The 20039-nt window shown below is 51.2% G+C and carries 20 protein-coding genes; 2 read left to right on the top strand and 18 right to left on the bottom strand.

Translation table 11 applies throughout. The features are described 5' to 3' along the window. Positions 1-6 precede the first annotated feature (6 nt). The 16 genes from flgB to mraZ form a co-directional block, all read right to left on the bottom strand. Positions 7-423, bottom strand: coding sequence for a flagellar basal body rod protein FlgB (gene flgB, locus SPIRS_RS07890; protein WP_013254150.1), 417 nt, complete (start codon positions 421-423; stop codon positions 7-9). A gap of 53 nt (positions 424-476) precedes the next feature. Further along, on the bottom strand, positions 477-1820 hold the full coding sequence (hslU, locus tag SPIRS_RS07885) for an ATP-dependent protease ATPase subunit HslU (protein WP_013254149.1): 1344 nt from the start codon (positions 1818-1820) through the stop codon (positions 477-479). Continuing rightward, positions 1817-2368: an ATP-dependent protease subunit HslV gene (gene hslV / locus SPIRS_RS07880; protein ID WP_013254148.1), complete on the bottom strand. Its 552-nt coding sequence runs from the start codon at positions 2366-2368 to the stop codon at positions 1817-1819. Before hslV ends, hslU begins: the two co-directional genes overlap by 4 nt. Then, positions 2365-3306 (bottom strand): tyrosine-type recombinase/integrase, encoded by a 942-nt coding sequence (locus SPIRS_RS07875; protein WP_013254147.1) that lies wholly within the window; start codon positions 3304-3306, stop codon positions 2365-2367. Before SPIRS_RS07875 ends, hslV begins: the two co-directional genes overlap by 4 nt. Then, positions 3299-4312: a DNA-processing protein DprA gene (gene dprA, locus SPIRS_RS07870; protein ID WP_013254146.1), complete on the bottom strand. Its 1014-nt coding sequence runs from the start codon at positions 4310-4312 to the stop codon at positions 3299-3301. Before dprA ends, SPIRS_RS07875 begins: the two co-directional genes overlap by 8 nt. Further along, positions 4305-5030 (bottom strand): tetratricopeptide repeat protein, encoded by a 726-nt coding sequence (locus tag SPIRS_RS07865; RefSeq protein ID WP_013254145.1) that lies wholly within the window; start codon positions 5028-5030, stop codon positions 4305-4307. The genes dprA and SPIRS_RS07865 overlap by 8 nt, the downstream gene beginning before the upstream one ends. Before the next feature lie 16 nt (positions 5031-5046). After that, positions 5047-5982, bottom strand: a complete 936-nt coding sequence (locus SPIRS_RS07860) for a site-specific tyrosine recombinase (protein WP_013254144.1) — start codon at positions 5980-5982, stop codon at positions 5047-5049. 12 nt (positions 5983-5994) lie between these two features. Continuing rightward, positions 5995-7173, bottom strand: coding sequence for a cell division protein FtsZ (gene ftsZ, locus SPIRS_RS07855; RefSeq protein ID WP_013254143.1), 1179 nt, complete (start codon positions 7171-7173; stop codon positions 5995-5997). Positions 7174-7267: 94 nt separating this feature from the next. After that, the gene (ftsA, locus tag SPIRS_RS07850) at positions 7268-8503 is read right to left on the bottom strand and encodes a cell division protein FtsA (protein WP_013254142.1); all 1236 of its coding nucleotides are present in this window, start codon (positions 8501-8503) and stop codon (positions 7268-7270) included. 1 nt (position 8504) lies between these two features. Then, complete coding sequence (locus SPIRS_RS07845; RefSeq protein ID WP_013254141.1) at positions 8505-9323, bottom strand: cell division protein FtsQ/DivIB; 819 nt, start codon at positions 9321-9323, stop codon at positions 8505-8507. Beyond that, complete coding sequence (ftsW, locus tag SPIRS_RS07840; protein ID WP_013254140.1) at positions 9320-10465, bottom strand: putative lipid II flippase FtsW; 1146 nt, start codon at positions 10463-10465, stop codon at positions 9320-9322. The genes SPIRS_RS07845 and ftsW overlap by 4 nt, the downstream gene beginning before the upstream one ends. 9 nt (positions 10466-10474) lie before the next feature. Continuing rightward, complete coding sequence (gene mraY / locus SPIRS_RS07835; protein ID WP_013254139.1) at positions 10475-11554, bottom strand: phospho-N-acetylmuramoyl-pentapeptide-transferase; 1080 nt, start codon at positions 11552-11554, stop codon at positions 10475-10477. After that, positions 11547-12983 (bottom strand): UDP-N-acetylmuramoyl-tripeptide--D-alanyl-D-alanine ligase, encoded by a 1437-nt coding sequence (locus tag SPIRS_RS07830; RefSeq protein ID WP_013254138.1) that lies wholly within the window; start codon positions 12981-12983, stop codon positions 11547-11549. The genes mraY and SPIRS_RS07830 overlap by 8 nt, the downstream gene beginning before the upstream one ends. Continuing rightward, complete coding sequence (locus SPIRS_RS07825; protein WP_013254137.1) at positions 12976-13269, bottom strand: FtsB/FtsL family cell division protein; 294 nt, start codon at positions 13267-13269, stop codon at positions 12976-12978. Before SPIRS_RS07825 ends, SPIRS_RS07830 begins: the two co-directional genes overlap by 8 nt. Next, positions 13270-14217, bottom strand: coding sequence for a 16S rRNA (cytosine(1402)-N(4))-methyltransferase RsmH (gene rsmH / locus SPIRS_RS07820; RefSeq protein ID WP_041866255.1), 948 nt, complete (start codon positions 14215-14217; stop codon positions 13270-13272). 23 nt (positions 14218-14240) lie between these two features. After that, the gene (gene mraZ / locus SPIRS_RS07815) at positions 14241-14696 is read right to left on the bottom strand and encodes a division/cell wall cluster transcriptional repressor MraZ (protein WP_013254135.1); all 456 of its coding nucleotides are present in this window, start codon (positions 14694-14696) and stop codon (positions 14241-14243) included. Between the two features lie 168 nt (positions 14697-14864). Here mraZ and SPIRS_RS07810 point away from each other — a divergent pair, with 168 nt between their 5' ends. Beyond that, complete coding sequence (locus SPIRS_RS07810; RefSeq protein WP_245537731.1) at positions 14865-15128, top strand: hypothetical protein; 264 nt, start codon at positions 14865-14867, stop codon at positions 15126-15128. Positions 15129-15137: 9 nt separating this feature from the next. On the opposite strand, the gene SPIRS_RS07805 is transcribed toward SPIRS_RS07810, so the two are convergent. Then, positions 15138-16721 carry a glycoside hydrolase family 57 protein gene (locus tag SPIRS_RS07805; RefSeq protein ID WP_013254133.1) on the bottom strand — a complete coding sequence of 528 codons (1584 nt, stop codon included), beginning with the start codon at positions 16719-16721 and terminating at the stop codon, positions 15138-15140. 18 nt (positions 16722-16739) lie between these two features. Then, positions 16740-17495 (bottom strand): DUF4912 domain-containing protein, encoded by a 756-nt coding sequence (locus SPIRS_RS07800; protein WP_013254132.1) that lies wholly within the window; start codon positions 17493-17495, stop codon positions 16740-16742. Between the two features lie 109 nt (positions 17496-17604). On the opposite strand from SPIRS_RS07800, the gene SPIRS_RS07795 reads away from it, so the two are divergent. Further along, on the top strand, positions 17605-20019 hold the full coding sequence (locus tag SPIRS_RS07795) for a DUF3536 domain-containing protein (RefSeq protein WP_013254131.1): 2415 nt from the start codon (positions 17605-17607) through the stop codon (positions 20017-20019). Positions 20020-20039: the final 20 nt, after the last annotated feature.

Here is a 20039-nt window from a genome sequence, read left to right as displayed (position 1 = left end):
TCCTTACTAACGCAGAACGATGTTGACCCGGGAAAATTCCCCTGCAACAACCCTGCTCATCATGTCGTATCGCAACTGATTCTGAAGAAGAAGCATACTCTCCTCCTCCACGTCCACATTATTACCGTTGTTGTCCGATTCACTCAGGTAATCCAGGACCCGTTTGGGCCGGACATCACGATAATTCTGGACACGATTAAATGGAATGTGACGCTCATTGGTAAGGGCCGCCTGAGGCTTGGTTACCTTTTCAGAATCGAGGGCCCTGGCGAGCTGCGATTCGAAATTAACGACACTCCGTTTATAGTTCGGCGTATCGGCATTGGCAATATTATTCGCCATCACCTGACGCCTGAGCATCTCCACATCCATGGAACGGTGCAAAACATCGAGGGTTTTTCCAAAACTATTATTCAGAAACATCCTTTGCCTCCGTTCTTATCATCGGTCCGATATCCATCCCTCTTTACCATCTTCTACAGGATGTACCGTGCAAGGTCCTGATCCTGCACAATATCTCCGAGTTGGCTCTCCACATACTCGGGGGTAATCGGTATCTTCTGCCCTTTAAGCTCGGGAGCGGTAAAGGAGACCTCCTCCAGCAGCAGTTCCATAATGGTGTGAAGACGCCGTGCTCCGATATTCTCGGTCCGGGCATTCACCTCAGCCGCAATCTCGCTCAGCTTTCTGATCGCGGGATCGGTAAACTCAATATCCACCCCTTCGGTTTTCAAGAGTTCGATATATTGCCTGGTCAGGGCATTTTCAGGCTCGGTCAGAATTCTGACAAAGTCGTCGGCATCGAGGTCGTCGAGTTCCACACGCAGAGGAAATCGCCCCTGGAGCTCGGGAATCAGATCACTCGGCTTACTGGTATGAAAGGCACCGGCAGCAATGAAGAGGATGTGACTGGTATCGATCATACCGTACTTGGTGTTGACGGTCGAACCTTCCACAATGGGGAGGATATCCCGCTGGACCCCTTCCCTGCTTACGTCGGCACCACCCTGGTCCGATTTCACGGCAACCTTGTCAATTTCATCGATAAAGATGATGCCCATCTGCTCGCATCGCTCCCTGGCGATATCTCCGGCCCGCTCGGTATCGATCAATTTATCCATCTCTTCGTCAAGCAGGATCTTTTTCGCCTGTTCGACTCTCACCCGTTTGCGCTTCTTACCGCCTCCGAAGATTGAACCGAGATTTCCGAAGTTAACATCCATTGCCTCGGGGCTCTGACCGCTAAAGACTTCTATGGTGGGAAAGGAACCGCCACTGACCTGGACTTCCACAAGTTTATCGTCCAGTTTTCCTTCCCTCAACATGGTCCTGAATTTTTCTCGGGTAGCACCCTGCCCGCCACCGACCTCGGGAACAGAAGGATCTCCCCCAATGCCCGGAAGCAAAAGGTCAAGAAGGGCCTCCTCCGCCCGGTTTTCGGCCTCCTCCTTGACCCCCTCGGACATCTCGGCCTTAACCATATTCAGAGAAACGGCCATGAGGTCTCTGACCATGGATTCGACATCCCGCCCCACATAACCGACTTCCGTATATTTCGTCGCTTCAACCTTGATAAACGGCGCACCGCTAAGCCTCGAAAGTCTTCGGGCTATTTCGGTCTTTCCTACGCCGGTCGGGCCTATCATGATGATATTCTTCGGCGCGATTTCATCCCTTAGATTTTCGGCCAGCATACGACGCCTGACCCTGTTTCGCAGGGCAATTGCAACGGCCTTTTTCGCCTTTTCCTGACCGACAATATACTTATCCAGCTCAGTGACAATCTGGCGGGGTGTCATCGTGTCAAAATCCTGTTTCATACTATCTCCTCCAGAATGAACTGGTCGTTGGTGTAGATACAGATACCGGAGGCGATCTTCATCGCACGAAGGGCAATCTCCTTCGGAGAAAGATCAGAGGCATCAAGATAGGCAAGAGCAGCGGCGTAGGCGAAATTACCGCCGCTGCCGATGGCAATAGCCTCGTTTTCCGGCTCTACTACATCACCGGTTCCGCTGATAAGCAATGTTTTGGTATGATCGGCCACAAGCAGCATTGCCTCCAAACGGCGAAGGGCACGATCGGTCCTCCAGAGCTTTGCAAGCTCCACCGCAGAACGCGTAATGTCTCCGCCATGCTGTTTCAACTTTCCTTCAAAGTGCTCAAAAAGGGTAAAGGCATCCGCAGTGGCTCCTGCAAAGCCGACAAGAACCTTTCCGTCGTATATCCGACGAACCTTTCGGGCATTTCCCTTCATTAGTGTCTGGCCCAATGTTACCTGTCCGTCACCGGCCATTGCCACGTTTCCCTCACGCCTGACGGCGAGGATCGTCGTCGCATGCATGGTGAGGCTCTTTTCTTCGCTCATGATTTCTGCTCCTTTTTCCCGACAGAACCTGTAGATCCATGGGGATGTGCATTTCGATAAACATCCTGAAGCCGCTTCAGGGAAACATGAGTATAGATCCCGGTGGTGGAGAGATCGGCATGACCTAGCAATTCCTGAACCGTTCTGATATCCGCTCCCCGATCGAGGAGGTGGGTTGCAAAACTATGCCGAAAGAGATGGGGATGCAGCCGTTTTCCCGAAGCAAGTCGTTCTTGATGTTTTCTTAAGATAAAACCGGCACCTCGTCTGGTCAATCTTTCTCCATGCGCATTGAGAAAAAGTGCCTGAACAGCGTCTTTTTTATCCGATGCGACCCGCTCTCTTCGATAGGGAAGGTAGGCAGCAAGTGCAGACATTGCCTGGGGCCCCAGATAGGCAATCCTTTGGCGATCTCCCTTTCCCAAGAGTTTTACCGTTCTTTTTTTCGTATCTATATCAAGCATATCTATTCCAACAGCCTCGGAGACACGGGCGCCGGTACTGTACAAGAGTTCCATAAGCAATTTGTCCCGTACTCCTATGAATCCATTTTCCGAAAACGACAGAAGTTCGGAGGCTTCTACCTCGCTGAGAACCTCGGGAAGACGCCGTTCCCGCCCTTTACCCCTTACCGAAGCAAAGGGATTCGATACAGCAGCTCCCTGCTTCACTGCATAACGGTAGAAGCCCCGGATGGAGGAGAGGGCCCGTGCGCAGGAGGCGGGGCTCAAAGCATCTTTGAGTTCGGCAACGAAACGTCTCACCAGGGAGGGGGAGAGCTCGAGCCCGCAGCCTTCATCTTCGACGAAGCGGCAGAATCGGTCCAGATCAACACCGTAGGCATCGACCGTACGGGGAGAAAGGGTCCTAACCGCAACAAGGTAGCGAAGATACGTGTCTACCAACGATCGAATTTCGCTTTTTTCGGTTTCAGGCATTCTTTCGGTCCCCCTGAAAGGCGGAAAACCATGTTCCGCTGTAGAAAAAGAGGTCGCCCTCTATTTCCTGCCTCACCAACCGGGCAAAGGAAGAAGGTTCTCTTGCTTCCTCGCCTCCGACAATAGTCCGGCAGCCATCCCTACCCCAATAACGAAGCAGGTCACTTCCGTGCTCAAGCACAGTGGCCCCGTCTCGCTCGAGATGCAGGGTACCTCGAAAGGCTTCCCGTTCCACCCCGCAGCGATGAACGAAAAGGTCGCGTCCCTGTTCCAAGGCATAGTCCGCTGTAATGAGAGCACCGGACTTCGTTGGGGCGGCTATCACCACGGTAGAACGACAGATACCGGAGATGATTCTATTCCTTGCGGGAAAGTGGAAACGTAGGGGCGCCGTTCCCGGAGGATACTCACTGACAAGCCCCCCGCCCTCGGCGAGAATGCGTTCCGCAAGCCGATGATGGGCCTCTGGATAGATGCGATCGACACCTGAACCAAGAACCGCAAGGGTGTAGCCCCCACCGCTGAGGGCCCCTTCATGGGCGGCCCTATCGATTCCCCTGGCAAGCCCCGAAACAACGGGAACGGAAGAGAGCGCCAGCTCTGCGGAAAAAGAGAAGGCAGCGGCTATCGAAGAGGGATCATCTTTCCGGGTACCGACCACGGCAACGGCAGGATCGGCCGGAGCGGGTAATGAACCACGGAGATATAAGAGATAGGGCGGATCATAAATCTCCCGCAGCAGAACCGGATAGCGAGAATCCCAGTAGGAGATAATGGATGCACCTAGGGCCTTTACCCCCTGGATCACCTCTTCGATGTCTTTCTCGATATTCAGCAACTGTTCATTCTCGAAATGAAGGCGTCTGCCAATCAAAGCCTGGAGATCGAATCGCCCCAGGCGCAAAAGTTCCCGCAGATCGGGAATAATCTCGGAAAGCATAAGTCGCTCGGCACTACGAAGGCCGGGAAGAAGCGATATACCGACGTCAAACCGGATATCATTCATAACTTCCCTCCAAGATTGCCGAACGGTTTTCCCTGGCCTTTGTCTTCTGTTCCTCGCTTGCCTGTTTGCTCTCACCGATCTCCTTATAGAGCTGGGCCGCTTCCTGTGGAAAGCCCTCAAGGATTCGAATACGGGCGAGCAGGAACTTTCCCCCGACATGGTTCGGATATACCTTCAAAAGCCGTAGGGTTCGCCGTTCCCCCTCTACCACATCATCCATATCGTAGAGGGCCAGAACGGCAGAGGCGTACAAAGCGCTTTCATATCTGCCGTCAAGCTCCACCGCTCGTTCAAGATAAAAGGAAGCCTCCTCGATCCCTTTTTCCCGCAATGCCTTATCACCTTCGGCCTTTGCAATATAGCCTCGACACAGCCCTGCATAATAGAACAGGACAGGATTTGCAGGATAGATGTCGAGAGCCCTTGTAAACTGCTCGAGAGCCGGACCGTACATCTTCTTTTCCATCAAATCCAGTGCAAGGATTCGATAATAGAGTCCAAGCTGGCCGGTATCCTGTACACGCTTTTCGATATCGCTATCGTAGCGACGGATGGCCTTTTCCAATTCATCAATCTTCTTTGCATCGACACCCTCATCCCGATACCCCTCCCGTTCGGTAGAGGTAAGCAGCTGGAGCATTTTATCTCCTCCCCGGGAACAGGAAGGAAATAGGAGAGGAAGAAGAAGGAGTAGAAGAAAACAGCGTTTTTTATTCATAGAGACCTCCTTCTTTCTATACATCGGGATAGCCCTCCGACGATTCATCATGAGAGGCAGCACAAGAGCCCCGAGGATGAAACTGTTCGTGGGTATTACGGAGGGTCGGATCATCGATATGGGTGTAGATCTGGGTGGTCGAGATATCGGAATGGCCAAGCAGTTCCTGAACGGAACGAAGATCGGCTCCCCCGGCAAGCAAATGCGTGGCGAAGCTGTGACGCAGGGTGTGTACCTTTCCATCGACCCCGGCAAGAAGCGAGAACTGTTTAAAACGCTTCCACACGTTTTTACGGGAGAGGGGTGTTCCCCTTCTGCTGAGGAATAAAGCATCTGTGGGATGAAAACTCTTTGCTAAAAGGGGCCGGGCATCGGTAAGATAGCGTCCGATCCATTTTCGGGCCTCATCCCCTAAGGGGATGACACGTTGCTTCGAACCCTTTCCTGTAACCCTGATAATCCCATCCCGAAGGTAAAGCGATCCAGCTGAGAGGCCTACAGCCTCGGAAACCCGCAAGCCGGCCGAATAGATGAGTTCGAAAAGCGCACGATCCCGCAGCCCCTCAGGAGTTTCCAGAGGGATGGCATTAAGGAAGGCTTCAACCTCTTCTATGCTCAATACCGAAGGGAGACTGCGTCCCAGCTTGGGAGCGTCTACCATCCGTGCAGGATTATCCTGCCGGTACTCCTCCGAAACAAGAAAATCAAAAAAACTTCGCATGATCGACACCAATTTGGCAATGGTGTGTTTATCGCTTCCCTCCTCAAAACGGAGGGTAAGATAGTCGACCAAATCGGCATCACTGGCCGAGAAAGGGTTCTTTCCTTCTTCCTCAAGCCAGCCGAGAAGACGTGAGATAGCGGAAACATAGCTCTCCCGGCTTAGGGGTGCCAAGGAAAGAACGGCACCGAGATGAGCATCATAATCCCGCAAAAGCGTCTTACCGGTCATACCCTTTGCCTGCTATTTTTCGCCCTGCTGTCCAGCGGCCTTGCGGTCCCGCAGTACCGTGGGAATCCCCAAATCTCCATCTTCCGAATTCCGCCCGAGAAGATAACTTGGACTGACTCCCTGGCTCATACCCCGCTGGAGCTTGATCCAATCTTCGTACTGGATCACCTCTTCATTCTGCTCTTCGGGAACTTCGGGAATGATCTTCTCGCTCGCGGCGTCGAATCCCGTGGCGACAACCGTCACGGTGATGGTATCTTCCAAGGATTCGTCAACAGACTGTCCGGGAATAATGAGAGCGTCATCGTCCGCATTGGCGGTGATGATCTTGATAACCTCTTCATACTCGGTCAAGGAAAGATCGAGCCCTCCGGTCACATTTACGAGGATACCCTTGGCCCCTTCGATGCGCGCATCCTCAAGCAGAGGATTGTTGATGGCGTTGGTCGCCGCATCAACGGCACGATTGTCCCCGGTACCGACACCAATTCCCATGAGGGCATCGCCTCTTCCCTTCATGATGGTCCTGACATCGGCAAAATCGATATTAATCTCACCAGGCTCGGTGATAAGTTCACTAATCCCCTGAACCCCCTGACGGAGCACATCATCGGCAAGCATGAAGGCTTCGCGAATGGTGGTATTTCTCTCCACGATTTTCAATAGGTACTGGTTCGGAATGGTTATGAGGGTATCTACCTGTTCCCGCAGTCGCGCGATCCCCTCTTCGGCAAGCATCATCTTCCGCTTGCGCTCAAAATCAAAGGGCTTGGTTACCACGGCAACGGTAAGAGCATCGAGCTCCCTGGCGATCTGCGCAACAACGGGAGCGGCTCCTGTTCCGGTCCCACCGCCCATGCCGGCGGTGATGAAGACCATATCGGCCCCGCGAAGGATCTTGGCGATCTCCTCTTTCGACTCCTCGGCAGCCTCCCGTCCCTTATCGGGAACGCCTCCGGCACCGAGCCCGCCAGTTGCCTTTTCGCCAATCGGCAACTTTATCTTTGCCTTCGAACGGCTGAGGGCCTGAAGATCGGTGTTTATCGCAATAAACTCCACCTTTTTCAGGCCGCTTTCGATCATGCGGTTGACGGCATTACTTCCGCCTCCGCCCACCCCGACCACCTTGATGACCGTAGGTTCGCTCTGATCCATCTCAAAGGATCCCTGTTCAACAACTTCAATCTGCATAGCCCCCTCCCAGAAGCATCTAAAGTGCCTTTTACCGAAGAGCGAACACACCACACATTCCCTCTTCGGCCGTTAGCTATTTTCAATCTCTATGTTAGAAAAACTCCTTCATCCAGTTTTTCAATTTCGCCATCATACCGCTTCCGCTTCTCCTCGGAGAGACGGAAGCTCCCCCCTCGCTCTGTATCTGGGCGGCCTCATAAAGAACAAGGCCTACCGCAGTAGAGTAGATCGGTGTCTGATAGACATCGGAAAGCCCGCCCAATTTCGTCGGAACGCCGACCCTTGCGCGTCTTCCGAATATCTCCTGAGCAAGCTCCGCCGCACCGGGGATCATTGCTCCTCCGCCGGTGAGAACCACCCCGCCGCCGAGATGACGCAGGTAATCCTTTTTCATCAACTGCTCTTTGACCAGGTTATAAATCTCGGCCATTCTCGGCTGGATGATCTTACACACCTCACGGCGCTGAACCGTTACCGACGGCCAGCCGCCGATACCGCGAATCACCACATCCTCATCCTTGTCGACAAGGGGCAGATAACAGACCCCGGACTCCCGTTTAATACGTTCGGCTGCCTCGTTGGGAATCTTCAGCATGAAGGAGAGATCGCTGGTAACCTGCCCGCCACCAAGGGCAAGCACGTTGGTGTGGTAGGGAGCACCATCGATGTACACGAGGATATCGGTAGTCCCCCCCCCAAGATCGATTAGCAGAACACCCATCTCTTTTTCTTCTTCGGTGAGAACCGCTCCCGCAGCAGCCAGAGGCTGAAGGACAATATCCTTCACCCGAAAACCGGCACGGTTCACACACTTAAGCAAATTCTGGGCGCTGGTCACCGAACCGGTAACAATATGGACCTCCGCCTCCAGTCGAATACCAATCATGTCCAGGGGGTCCTTGATCCCTCCCTGGTCATCTACGACAAACTCCTGCGGAATAACATGAATCACCTCGCGGTCCATGGGGATGACGATCGCCTTGGCCGCATCAATAACACGCCCGATATCCTCACGGTTGATCTCCCGTCCCTTACCGGTGACCGCAACAACGCCCCGTGAGTTGATGCCCTCGATGTGCGCACCGGCAATGCCGGTAACCAAATGCAGCACCTCGCGGCCGCTCATCATCTCGGCGGCTTCAATTGCGGAGGTCACCGACCGCATTGTCGATTCGATATTGATAACGACTCCCCGGCGAAGTCCTTCCGAAGGACTTGTTCCAACTCCGGTGATCTGGAGCCGGTTATTTTCATCGAATTCGCCGATAACGGCACACACCTTGGTCGTCCCGATATCAAGCCCAACGATCATATCATCAACCGGCAAGTCACTCCTCCCTAATCTTGTAGACCACTTCCCCCGTCCGGAAGTCGATCTCATCAAGTTTATCAACCATGTTCTGTTGCGACACCACGTCGAGAACCATCATTATATAGGTCAGCAGCTGCTCATCGATGGAAGTCCCTATTCGAACCCTAACTTTCCTGTGTGCGGGAAAGAGCAGCACTTCGTAATCATCACCGTCCTTTTTAATGAATTTTAGCTCAGATATCAACCGGTAGAGCTCAGGAGAAGTATTTCTTACCGTTTCCAGATCCGAAAGAAAAGAGACAAGTGTGGAAGGAAGGAACATTCGCCCCGATAACTTCGGAATCTCAATACCGGAGAGTACCGGCATCCCCGAACTCTCCTTACCAGGATAGGGGAATAAGGCTCCGTCTGCAGATACGAAAAGAGGAACACTTCGTCCGTCAAGCTCGGCAATGGTGGAGGCGACGGGAATACGCTCGGTGATGGAAACCGAAAGGGAACCGGGAAACCTTTTCTCCACGGCCGCCTTAGCGATAAAGGGCACGGATTCAAGTTTTCGTGCCACGATTTGCGGATCGATAGCAAGATAAGAGCCTCCGGAATCGATACCGGCTATCGAAAGTATCTCGGAATTGGAAAGAGGAAAGGAACGTCCGACATGGATAGTGATATCATTCACCACCAGGCGGGGAGAAATGACAAAGTGAAAACACAGCTCCCCAAATAGAACCAAAAACAGAAAGAGGATAACGACAAAGAAGATCTTTTCAAGTCCGTTGGCGGATTCGCTGTTTTTTCTTCTAACCGAATCCTGCCAATAGGCAATGCTGCTCATGAACGTAAGCTCCTATCCAATTCAGCTTCCCTGGAAACACCAAGGATGATACCAAACATCATCATGGTCACAAGCACTGAAGATCCCCCGTTCGAGAAAAGGGGAAGCGGAAGACCCGTCGCGGGAACTAATCCGCACACCACCGCCATGTTCAGCAGTGCCTGATAAAAAATAGCGGATGTAAGACCGAACACAAGGTAAAAACCAAAACCGTTTTTATCCCGTATTTTGAAAGCGGTCATATAGCCGCGAACCGCAAAGGCGGTAAAAAGTGCTATAACGAAAAGAACGCCGAGAAACCCCGTCTCTTCTCCGAATACGGCAAAAACAAAATCGGAATGAGCCTCGGGAAGCCCTCCCAGCTTTTTTGTTCCCATACCGAGCCCACTTCCCCACAAGTGCCCGCGGCTGAGGGCTGTCTGAGAGGCAAGAACCTGGTATCCCGTTCCCACAGGGTCGCCATAGGGATCGAGGAAGGCAAGAAGCCTTCGCACTCGATGTTCCTTGGTAAACAAAAGCATGGCAAGAATTGGAAAAATCGTAATAAAGAGGAGAAAAAAGTGAATCAGCCTGACTCCTGCGACAAAAAACATGATAAGGGCAATCAGAAGAACAAAGGCCGCTGTGGAAAAATCGTTCTGCAAATAGATCAGCGCGGTAAAGCCCCCGACCAAAAGGAGAGGAGGAAGGACTGCGTTGCCGAAATCGTCAAGACGGTGTTCCTTCTTACTCATGATTCGTGCCACATAGAGCACCACGGCAAACTTGACAAGCTCCGAAGGTTGAAAAGAGTTGCCGCCGAGAAGAATCCAGCGTCGAGCCCCCATGATTTCCCTGCCGATGCCGGGAATGAAGGTAAGCACCATAAGAAAAAGTGTTCCGCCCAGAATAAGGGGGACACTTTTTTCCCAGAAATCAAGAGAAAGCCGGGAAGAAACCACCGAAAGAACCAGGCCTATAACAAGGAACACAAGATGACGATCCAGAAAATGTCGAGGATTGCCGAAGGCTCGTTCCGCATAGAAATAGGAAGCCGAATAAAGCGCCGCGATTCCAATACCGGCAAGCAGCAGCATGAGTACGAGGAGGATAAGGTCACTGTTTTTTCGTTCAATCTTTTCCGCTGCAAAGAGCCCGTTCATGCTTCTCCTTTACTGAATCTTCAAGGTTGAGAGGCTGAGAATGGTAAACAGCCCTCCGAGGATCCAGAACCTGACGACGACCTTTGTTTCGTCCCAGCCCTTCTTTTCAAAATGGTGATGAAGCGGGGCCATACGAAACACCCGTTTCCCACGAAGCTTGAAAAAAACCACCTGAATAATAACCGAAAGCGCTTCGAGGACGAAAACTCCTCCGATTATTACCAGTAAAATCTCCTTTTTTGTCATAAGCGCAATGACACCGATAACACCGCCTAACGAGAGGCTGCCGGTATCACCCATAAAAATTTCGGCAGGGTGTGCGTTATACCAGAGAAAACCGATGCTTGCACCCGCAAGGGCAAAGCAGAGTACCGTAAGTTCCGCACTTTCCGGTAAATAGGGAATCTGAAGATATGCGGCAAAATCGGCCCGCCCCGAGATATAGCTGATGGCGGCAAAGGGAAGCCCCACCAGAAGGATCAGCCCGGAAGCAAGACCGTCGAGGCCATCGGTAAGATTAACCGCATTGCTGGTTCCCACCAAAATCAACATCCCAAAGGGAATATAAAAGAGTCCCATATCCAAAACCGGATTCTTTAAAAAAGGTAAATACAAGAGTGTGGTATGCGCATTACCGTTGATATAGAGAACCACCATAATAAGCAAAGAAAGAAGCACTTGAGCGGAAAATTTAAAACGTGCCTGCAGACCTTCGGAACTCTTGCGAAAGATTTTCAGATAATCATCAACGAATCCGATAAGCCCAAATCCAAGCAGCGATATCAAAGCAATCCAGGTAAAACTATTGCTGATATCCTGCCAGAGCAGTACGGAAACAGAGAGAGAAAGAAGAATCATCAAACCACCCATGGTCGGCGTACCGCTCTTAGCAAGATGGGTCGCAGGACCATCTTCTCTGATCACCTGCTCAGCCTTGCGGTTTTTCAATTTCCTGATAAGCCAGGGGCCGAAAAGAAAAGAGATAAAAAGGGCGGTTACCGCTGCATAGGCACTTCTAAAGGTGATGTACTGAAATACATTAAAGGCGGAAAAGCGAGAAACCAAAGGTAGTAACAATTCTTTAAGCATGGAGAAACTCCTTTTCCTCGTGCTGCAAAAGAGGTATCAATCGTTCAAGTCCCATTGTTCTGCTTCCCTTAAGCAGGACAAGGTCGCCCTCCCTTACAAAAGCAAGGAGCCTCTCGGAAAGTTCATCAAATTGATTTTCGGAAAAATGAAGGATTTGCGACATGCTTCCCTGGTCTGAAATTTCCCGAAAGCTCTCCGATGTTTCCTCTCCGTACAGAAAAACAGCATCGACACCGGAGGAGGCAATGGCTTGCCCTGCCGCCCGGTGAGCATCAAGGCTTGAGGAGCCAAGCTCTTTCATTGAACCGAAAACAATAACCTTGCGTCCGTCCCACGGCAGTGATGCGATATATTCAAAAACCCGTTCGGAGGAATCGAGATTTGCGTTATAACAATCATCAAGAACCGAAATTGCCCCACGCAGCAGGCGGCATCTCCCGGCGACGGGAGCGGCGGCCGATAAGGCAGCTCCTATAAGCTCGGGAGATACCCCAAGTTCGAAAGCAAGGGCGATAACACCACAGCCATTTTGCAGGTTGTGCTGCCCAAGGAGGGGATAGTGAATCGAGACCCCACGGTACCGAAGGAGCCATCCTTCCGTCCCAAGATCTTCAACGGTCTCGAGTCCTGTAAGGGTGGCAGGACCATACGGGCGAAAGGCAAGAGAGGGATACCGACTTTTCAGCGCATCGATACGATCATCATCTTCGGGATAAAAGACAAAGCCCTCTCCCTGCATGTGCGCAAGGACCTTTGTCTTTTCCCGAAAGACACCCTCCTTACCGCCGAGAGGACCGCTATGTGCGGTACCGATATTGGTAATAAGAAGATGCTGAGGATGGTAGAGCGAGGAAAGCAGCTCCATCTCACCGATTCGATTGATACCAAGCTCAAAAACACCAAAATGATCGGCAGGACCAACGCCGAAGAGTGCCAATGGTAACCCAATCTCCGAGTTGAGGTTCCCCGGGTTTACCACGGTGGGAGCCTTCATCGACAAAACCGAACCGAGAAGTTCCTTTGTCGTGGTTTTACCGCTGCTTCCGGTCACAGCTATCCGAACGAGGGTATCGAAGCGGTCGATCCACCACCGGGAAAGCCGTTGTAGTGCAACAAGTGGATCTTCAACAGTCATAACGACAAGTCCGGAGTGCGTTGCAAAGGCTGCCCACCCCCCTTCGACACAAGCACTTTTTTCGTGATCAACCAATACAGCGGAAGCCCCAGCCCGAGCAGCTTCGGAAAGATAGTGGTGACCATCCGCACGTTCCCCCTCCAGAGCGACAAAAAGATTCCCGGGTTTCACATTCCGGGAATCGATGGCAACACCGTCGATCGTAACAGTTTTTCTCTCGGAGGGAGAAAAGACTGCGGCACCGATAATGGCGGCAGCCTCTCGGGCTGAAAAACCTTCCGTTTTTTTATCCATCTGAAGCCCTCCGTATGGAAGGCAACGTTATTTCCAAAAGTGATCGACCGCTTCCTTTTTTTAAGCCCAGTTCTCGGGCAATACGATCGATTCGTTCAGGGGCCCGCAGAATGGCAATATTGACAACGGTTCTTTTATTCTCTTCAAATAGCTCGGTCTGGCGTGCATGGAGCAGGTCGACCTGTCCCATCAGATGATCGTAGCGATAGACCTGATCCACCAACAAAAATGCAGATACGGGCAACGCAGCCGCAATCAATAAAATAAATACCCGTTTGTTGTTCATCTATCTATCCTCATCAATCAACTTTCGGACAACACGAAATTTGGCACTTCTCGACGGGGCATTGACCCTTACTTCCTCTTCCGTCGGGCGTAACGGCTTCTTTGTCAGAATTTCAGCCGCAGTTACTCCCCTATCACTATCTATCGGCGCGCCAGAAGAGGATATGCACCCTTTCTTTTTATCCAAAAAGAAGTGCTTCACAATCCGGTCCTCCAGGGAGTGAAAACTTATCACCCCCATCATACCGCCGGGTCGCAACCTGGCAAAAGCATCCCCCAAGGCCGATTCCAGCCTGGCGAGCTCACCATTAACCGCAATACGAAGGGCCTGAAATGTTCTGGTTGCGGGGTGAATCCGGCCATGACGATACGACTGTGGTGATGCCGTCCAAATGACCTCTTCGAGTTCTTTGGTTGTGGTAAAGGGTTTACTTTGCCGTCGAGCCACAATGGCGGAGGCAAAACGCCGCGACAAACGTTCTTCCCCAAAACGGAATATAAGATCGGCCAACTCTTTCTCCGGATATGTGTTGATAATATCCGCAGCCGACTGCTCGAGGTGTGCTTCAAGCCGCATATCCAAGGGCTCATCCTCTCGGAAGGAAAACCCCCTGCCCGATCTCTCATAATGAAAAACAGAAATACCGAGATCGAATAAAACGGCGTCGGGACGTTCATCTCCCAGTGGATAATCCCGGAAGAAAACATTAAACCAGGTGTTGAACAAACGCACCCTTTCCCCAAAGGGCGCAAGTCGCTGTCTGGCAACTTCCAGAATCTTTTCATCGGCATCCAGTCCGACAATCCGGCAACCCGGAAGCCGGGAAAGGAACAGCTCGCTATGCCCCCCCTCCCCGAGGGTACAATCAACAAGCAATCCCTTTTCAAGGGCTGGAGAGAGATAATGAAAAGCCTCCTCCGCCATTACCGACCGATGAACAATATCCATGAACGTCCCTGTCATACCTAAAATCACTCCGAGGGCGTTGCGAGCACATCGCCAAGCTCTTCAGCCGCAGCGAGGAATTCGCTTTCGCTTTCATCGAGGTAGGAACGATAGGCATCGGTATCCCACACCTCAAGATAAGAATCGATTCCCAGTATGACCGCCTCCTTCTTCAATTCTATTCCGGCAGAATCCCGCAAGGTGGGCGGAATGGTGATTCTTCCGGAACGGTCTATCTCGCACTCCTGAGCGGGAGCGATGATGCGCCGCTGCAGCAATCGCGTCTTGGACTTAAACAGCGACGACGAGCCCATGATCGAATGGGCAATCTTTTTCCACTGCTCCGGGGGAAAGAGCCAAAGGCAGGTATCGACACCACGGGTTACAACGACCACGTTGCCGGTCACCTCTGACCGAAGGCGAGAGGGAATCATGAGGCGTCCCTTCTCGTCTATGGAGTTACGATATTCCCCCATGAACATCTTACTGCCACTTTCTCCTATTTTCTCCCACTTCTTCCCACCTTTTCCCCTTTTATACTATCCCAACGGCCCGAAAAGTCAACCAAAGCCCCCAATTTGCAAGAGCGCAAAGAAAAAAAGAGAGAGATCACTGCTCAACAGAAGTTTAGTAGAGAGATTCGTTTTCCCATGTCACTATGGTATATGTTTATTGAAAGCCACTATCTCGTTTATCCCGATGGAGATACTCAAGAAATTAACGGTTCTGTAGCTTTTAATGCTTTGGTGGATATGAATGGGGGCGCGGTTCGGCTTCCCTTGGCAAGTCATCGAATGATTGTCTACAGGGTATTCAAAATCACCAGAAAAGAGACAAAGGGAGAACGCTCATCCTTCTACCACTTGGAGCTGGTAGGAGGCGAAGAACTGTTCACCCTTGCCGGGGGACACTAAAAGGGATGGTTAACGCTTGCGGAAGAGGCGGTAATCGACATCGGGAAAAATGTTGTTCTTCTTTTCAATCCTCGTCAGCCACTCGGTATTCACCGTGTTGCGGCAAAGATTTTCATAGATGAAGTTGAAGTTATGAAGATGTTCGCGTATTCGCTTTTCGGCATAGGGAACGGTCGTTCCCGTCTTCATGATGAAGGGCCAGTCCGAAGCCATGCTTAACAGAACCTCACGGGAGGCCTGATTGAGCACCCGCTCCTTCAGGCCACTTTCATCGGGGTAGCGGTCAACGAGTTCGATCATACGCTCTATCGCCTTATGAACGTGCCGATAGATCCAGTCGTTTTTGCCGTCGAGCCAAACCTCGGCATAGCCTTTGTTCCCCCAGCTGGAAAAACTGGGCGTGCCCTCCTGATGATTGTCGTGTCGCTTCAGATAATCCGAGGGGGTGATCATTTCAAGCCCGTCCCCGGATTTCGCAATCTTGCGGAAGAGATTTTCCAGCCAGTCGATCCCTTCGAACCACCAATGACCAAAGAGCTCGGCATCATAAGGGCAGATAACAAAGGGAGGCTTATCCATCAACGCCTCCAGTTTACGAACCTGGTTCTGACGCTGGTAAAGAAAATTTTCCGCATGTTCTTGGGTTTTTCGTAAAGCGACCTCGTGACGATAGGGACGCTTATCATCACCGGCACTGGTGATCGCATAATATTTATAACCCGTATACACCCGTACCCCAGGCTCGTGAATATAGGGGCGGATATACTCCATCGGAAGATCATAGCCGATATCGCGATAAAACTCCCGATAGACATAATCACCGGGATATCCGTCGCTGTTGCTCCAGACGGCTTCGGAGGAAGGATAATCCCGCCCAAAGGCCGTTAAACCATTCGGAAGCTGCATAGGTGCATAGACTCCGTAGCGGGGCTTTTTATCGGCAAGAAGGATACCGTGGGCCGCAGTAAAAAAGTAGGAAATATCAGAACTTTTCAGTAGTTTTTCCAAATCCGGATAATAGCCGCATTCCGGTAACCAAAAACCCTTGGGATGGGTCCCGAAATTACGCCCATGACTGATAATGGCACTTTTGATTTGGGCATCCACGGCCTCGGGATACTGCTGAAAAAGCGGTAAGAAGGCATGGGTTCCCGCCGTGGTGATGATTTCAATATACCCATCTTTCTCAAAAGCACGGAAAGCGGAGAGGATATTCCGCCTGTAGAGGTTCTCAAAGTCGGAAAGGTTTTGACGGTAAAGCCCCAGGTACATGGCCGCCAAGGGAGCGAAGTCCCCATCGGAAGCCGTGCGCTCTACCTCTTTTTCGCCAAGCTCGATAAGCCTGTTCACATGATCTACATAGCGCTGCTGAAGAAGATCGTCCGCAAGCATATCCGACAGTGTCGGACTGATCGACATGGTCAGACGAAAGGGAACCTTATCAGCCTTAAGCCTACCGAACATTCGAAGAAGCGGTAGGTAGGTTTCAGAAATCGCCTCGTACAACCAGTCTTCTTCCAGAAACCGGGAATACTCAGGATGCCGAACAAAGGGAAGATGGGCATGTAGAATAACTCCGAGATAGCCTTTCATGAAGCCTCCATTTCTCCATTAGTTACCAATCGACAAATCCTGATAATCGAGAATCTGCAGGACCCGCTGAGGAATCCGTTCACGCTCATCCTCGCGTCCTTCAAAATCCCACAAACCGGAAAGGAGAACCTTCATCTGGTCGGGATGGGAGAAGAAATCTTCCTGGTTCTCGGCGATATAGCCGAGAGGACTTTTGATCATATTCGAACGACACAGTAAGGTTTCACCATGCAGTGATTTCCCACGAAGATCGACGCAAAAGAAACCGCCGGGTTTGGGAAGACTTATATACCAGTTGTCGTCCTCTTCCTTGACGGGAATATCGAAATAATCTATCACATGGTCCTTGCTCGGTATTGCGGAAGAAAATTCATAGACCCGCAAGAAAAGCCCCTCATAATAGGGTTCGTCACAAAGACTTTTCAAACGTACGTCCTGGATATCCCAATAGGCATAAGCCCAGAGAGGATCCCGGAGGAGCAAAACGATCCTGGTCTCGTTATAGTGGTCGGGAAGCAGATATTCTTCGGTCTCCTGAGAGACGATCTCTTCATCAAGAAGAATATCGTATTTTCGCCCCTTTGCTTGCATTGCCGAATTATTTCCGGCTATACGCTCGGAGCGATCTTCTTCCAGGGCATCCATGATCTGATCGATTATCTCTTCCCGATCATCTTCGTCAAAATCAAGATCATCTTCCACATACAGCCCTTCCCTGCGAGCAAGGGCAACCAAGGTCTCTTTGGAAAGGGTAAGCAAACGTTCCCTTGTCATACCACCTCCCGGTAACAGTAAAGAGTATCCTAGGAAAATAAGTGAAACCTGTCAACCCGTAGAAAAGAGACGCTTTACAAAGACTTAACAGTTGCGCGACAATTATTATATGAAAACACAATTAATCCTTCATGGCCACTTCTATCAGCCGCCGAGAATGAATCCGTGGACCGGAATCGTTCCCGTTCAGAGGTCGGCAGCCCCTTATCATGACTGGAACAGCAGGATAACCCGCGAATGTTACGCGGCAAACGCCTATTCACGTTATCTCCGCTACGATGGAAGGATCGATGATATTATCAATAATTACGAGCTGCTCTCCTTCAATATCGGCCCAACGCTCCTTGGCTGGCTTCAGGAAAAGGCCCCGAATGTCTACGGAAGGATCATCGATGCCGACAGGAAAAGCATAGAAAGGCTGGGACACGGCAATGCTCTTGCACAAAGTTACAACCACACGATTCTTCCCCTCGACGATCCGGAAGATGCGGAAATTCAGATCAGGTGGGGAATCGAGGACTTCAAACACCACTTTGGCAGAGCTCCGGAGGGAATGTGGTTACCTGAATGCGGGGTGAACGACACGGTTATCAATCTTTTAATTGCCGAAGGCATCTCCTTCATCATCCTTGCACCATGGCAGGGTGAAGCGATACGGCAAAGCCCCTCGGGCACATGGCTCGAACTCAACAAAGAACCGGTTCCTTATTATCGAAGTTATCGTATACAGGGAGATGAAGGAAGCATATCCGCCTTTTTCTACAACGCCGAGCTCTCCGGCGGAATCAGTTTCAATCACTACCTGCGAAGTGCCGATACCCTTTACTCAAGGATCCTGAAGATAAAAAGCGAAAACGAACATCTTCAACTGATCCACGCCGTCACCGACGGAGAGGTCTACGGCCATCATGAGCCCTTCGGAGATATGTGCCTTGCAGCACTCTCAAAGTTGGTCAGGACGGGGGAGGAGTTAGAGTTTACCAATTACGCCACCTACCTTGAACTGAATCCTCCCACATGGGAAGTCAGGCTCAGGAAGGGCGAGGAGAATTTGGGAACAAGCTGGAGTTGTGTTCACGGGGTCTCCCGCTGGTATAAGGATTGCGGCTGTAAGACAGGGGGAAAGGCCGATTGGGACCAGCGATGGCGCACCCCCTTGCGAAAGGGGCTTAGCCTTCTCAGCCGAAAGCTGAAGACAGTCCGAAACCATCAATTATCGGCCTTAAGCTCTCTCCCTCCCGAAACCATTGTCAAGGAATATGCCGCAATTCTCTGCGCAAAGAAAGATCCTCTATCCTTTGCGCAACGTGTGGGCATAGCAACGGATACAGAAAGCATAACGAAGATGCTCACTATTTTGGAAGGTGAAAAACTTAGGCATTTTATGTTCACTTCCTGTGCCTGGTTTTTTTCCGACATTTCGGGAATCGAGACACTGCAAAATTTGAGCTATGCACTGCGAGCCATAGAACTCGCACAGGAGCTCGGAGAAGCAGAGGAGTTATACACACTGCTCAAGAACGAACTATCATATGCAATAAGCAACCTTCCCGACCACAGGAACGGGGGAGAGATCCTCGACGACCTGACAGATGAAATTCTTCCGGGAGGATTGGAGCCTGCACTCTTTTTTCATATGAATCGCCTGCTTCATCGAGAAAAGAGTGATGAACTTCGTTACGGAATCTACAGGTTGGAATCACTTGTTCTTTCTGAAGAAAAAACAGGTAAAACCTCTCATATAAAGGTGGTGAATACGATAACAGGACAGCACCACCTGTGCACGGTAACTACGCGCATTCGGCCAAATGAACCGATGGATATTCATGCGGAAGATCAGTACGGCAGGAAAATTTCCATCGGCAACGACAGAGCCGCCCACCTTCCGGAACAATTGCGCTACACATTAAGCGATCTTCTCAGCGCATCATCTCAGAGGCTATGCGGAAAGGCGGGAGGGGAATTGGTCGGCCCGACAACACACGTTCTCAACTGGGCCAGAACCCTGAGGCTTCCTATCAGCCCCGATATCCTGAAGAGTGCAGAGGTGGCCGTGGACTGGCGGCTGCAGCATATCATGCCCTTGCCGCATAAAAAGCTGTCGACAGCGGACCGGCGTGAGCTGGCGGAACTTCTTGATTTTGCCGTCAACAACAAATTGGAATTTGACAGAAAAGAGGCATCTCGTCGCTTTACCTATTATCTATCTCAACGCTTCTCGACCCTTTCTCCGCAGCTTACTATGGAAGAAGCACGGGAGATTATCGAACTACACGCCCTGGCGGCAAAGGCTCAAATCGAGGAAGATATTACCATAGCGCAAAATATCATCTTCGATCAGCTGAAGATATGGAGAGAAAAGATAGCACAGGTCGAAAGCCAGGCCCCTTCAAAGCGTGACCAGGAGGCCATGGCTCCTATATTGAGCCTTTGTGAGGGGTTCGGGATCTATGCCGACGACATGAGAAGGAAAAAAGGAAAAAAACAAGAGGAAGAAAAGGATACTTCCCGGCCCACTAATTAAGGGTCCTCTCCTCTCCCTCA

The organism is Sediminispirochaeta smaragdinae DSM 11293 (assembly GCF_000143985.1).
GTDB classification, from domain to species: domain Bacteria; phylum Spirochaetota; class Spirochaetia; order DSM-16054; family Sediminispirochaetaceae; genus Sediminispirochaeta; species Sediminispirochaeta smaragdinae.
This window is presented reverse-complemented; position numbering and strand designations above follow the sequence as displayed.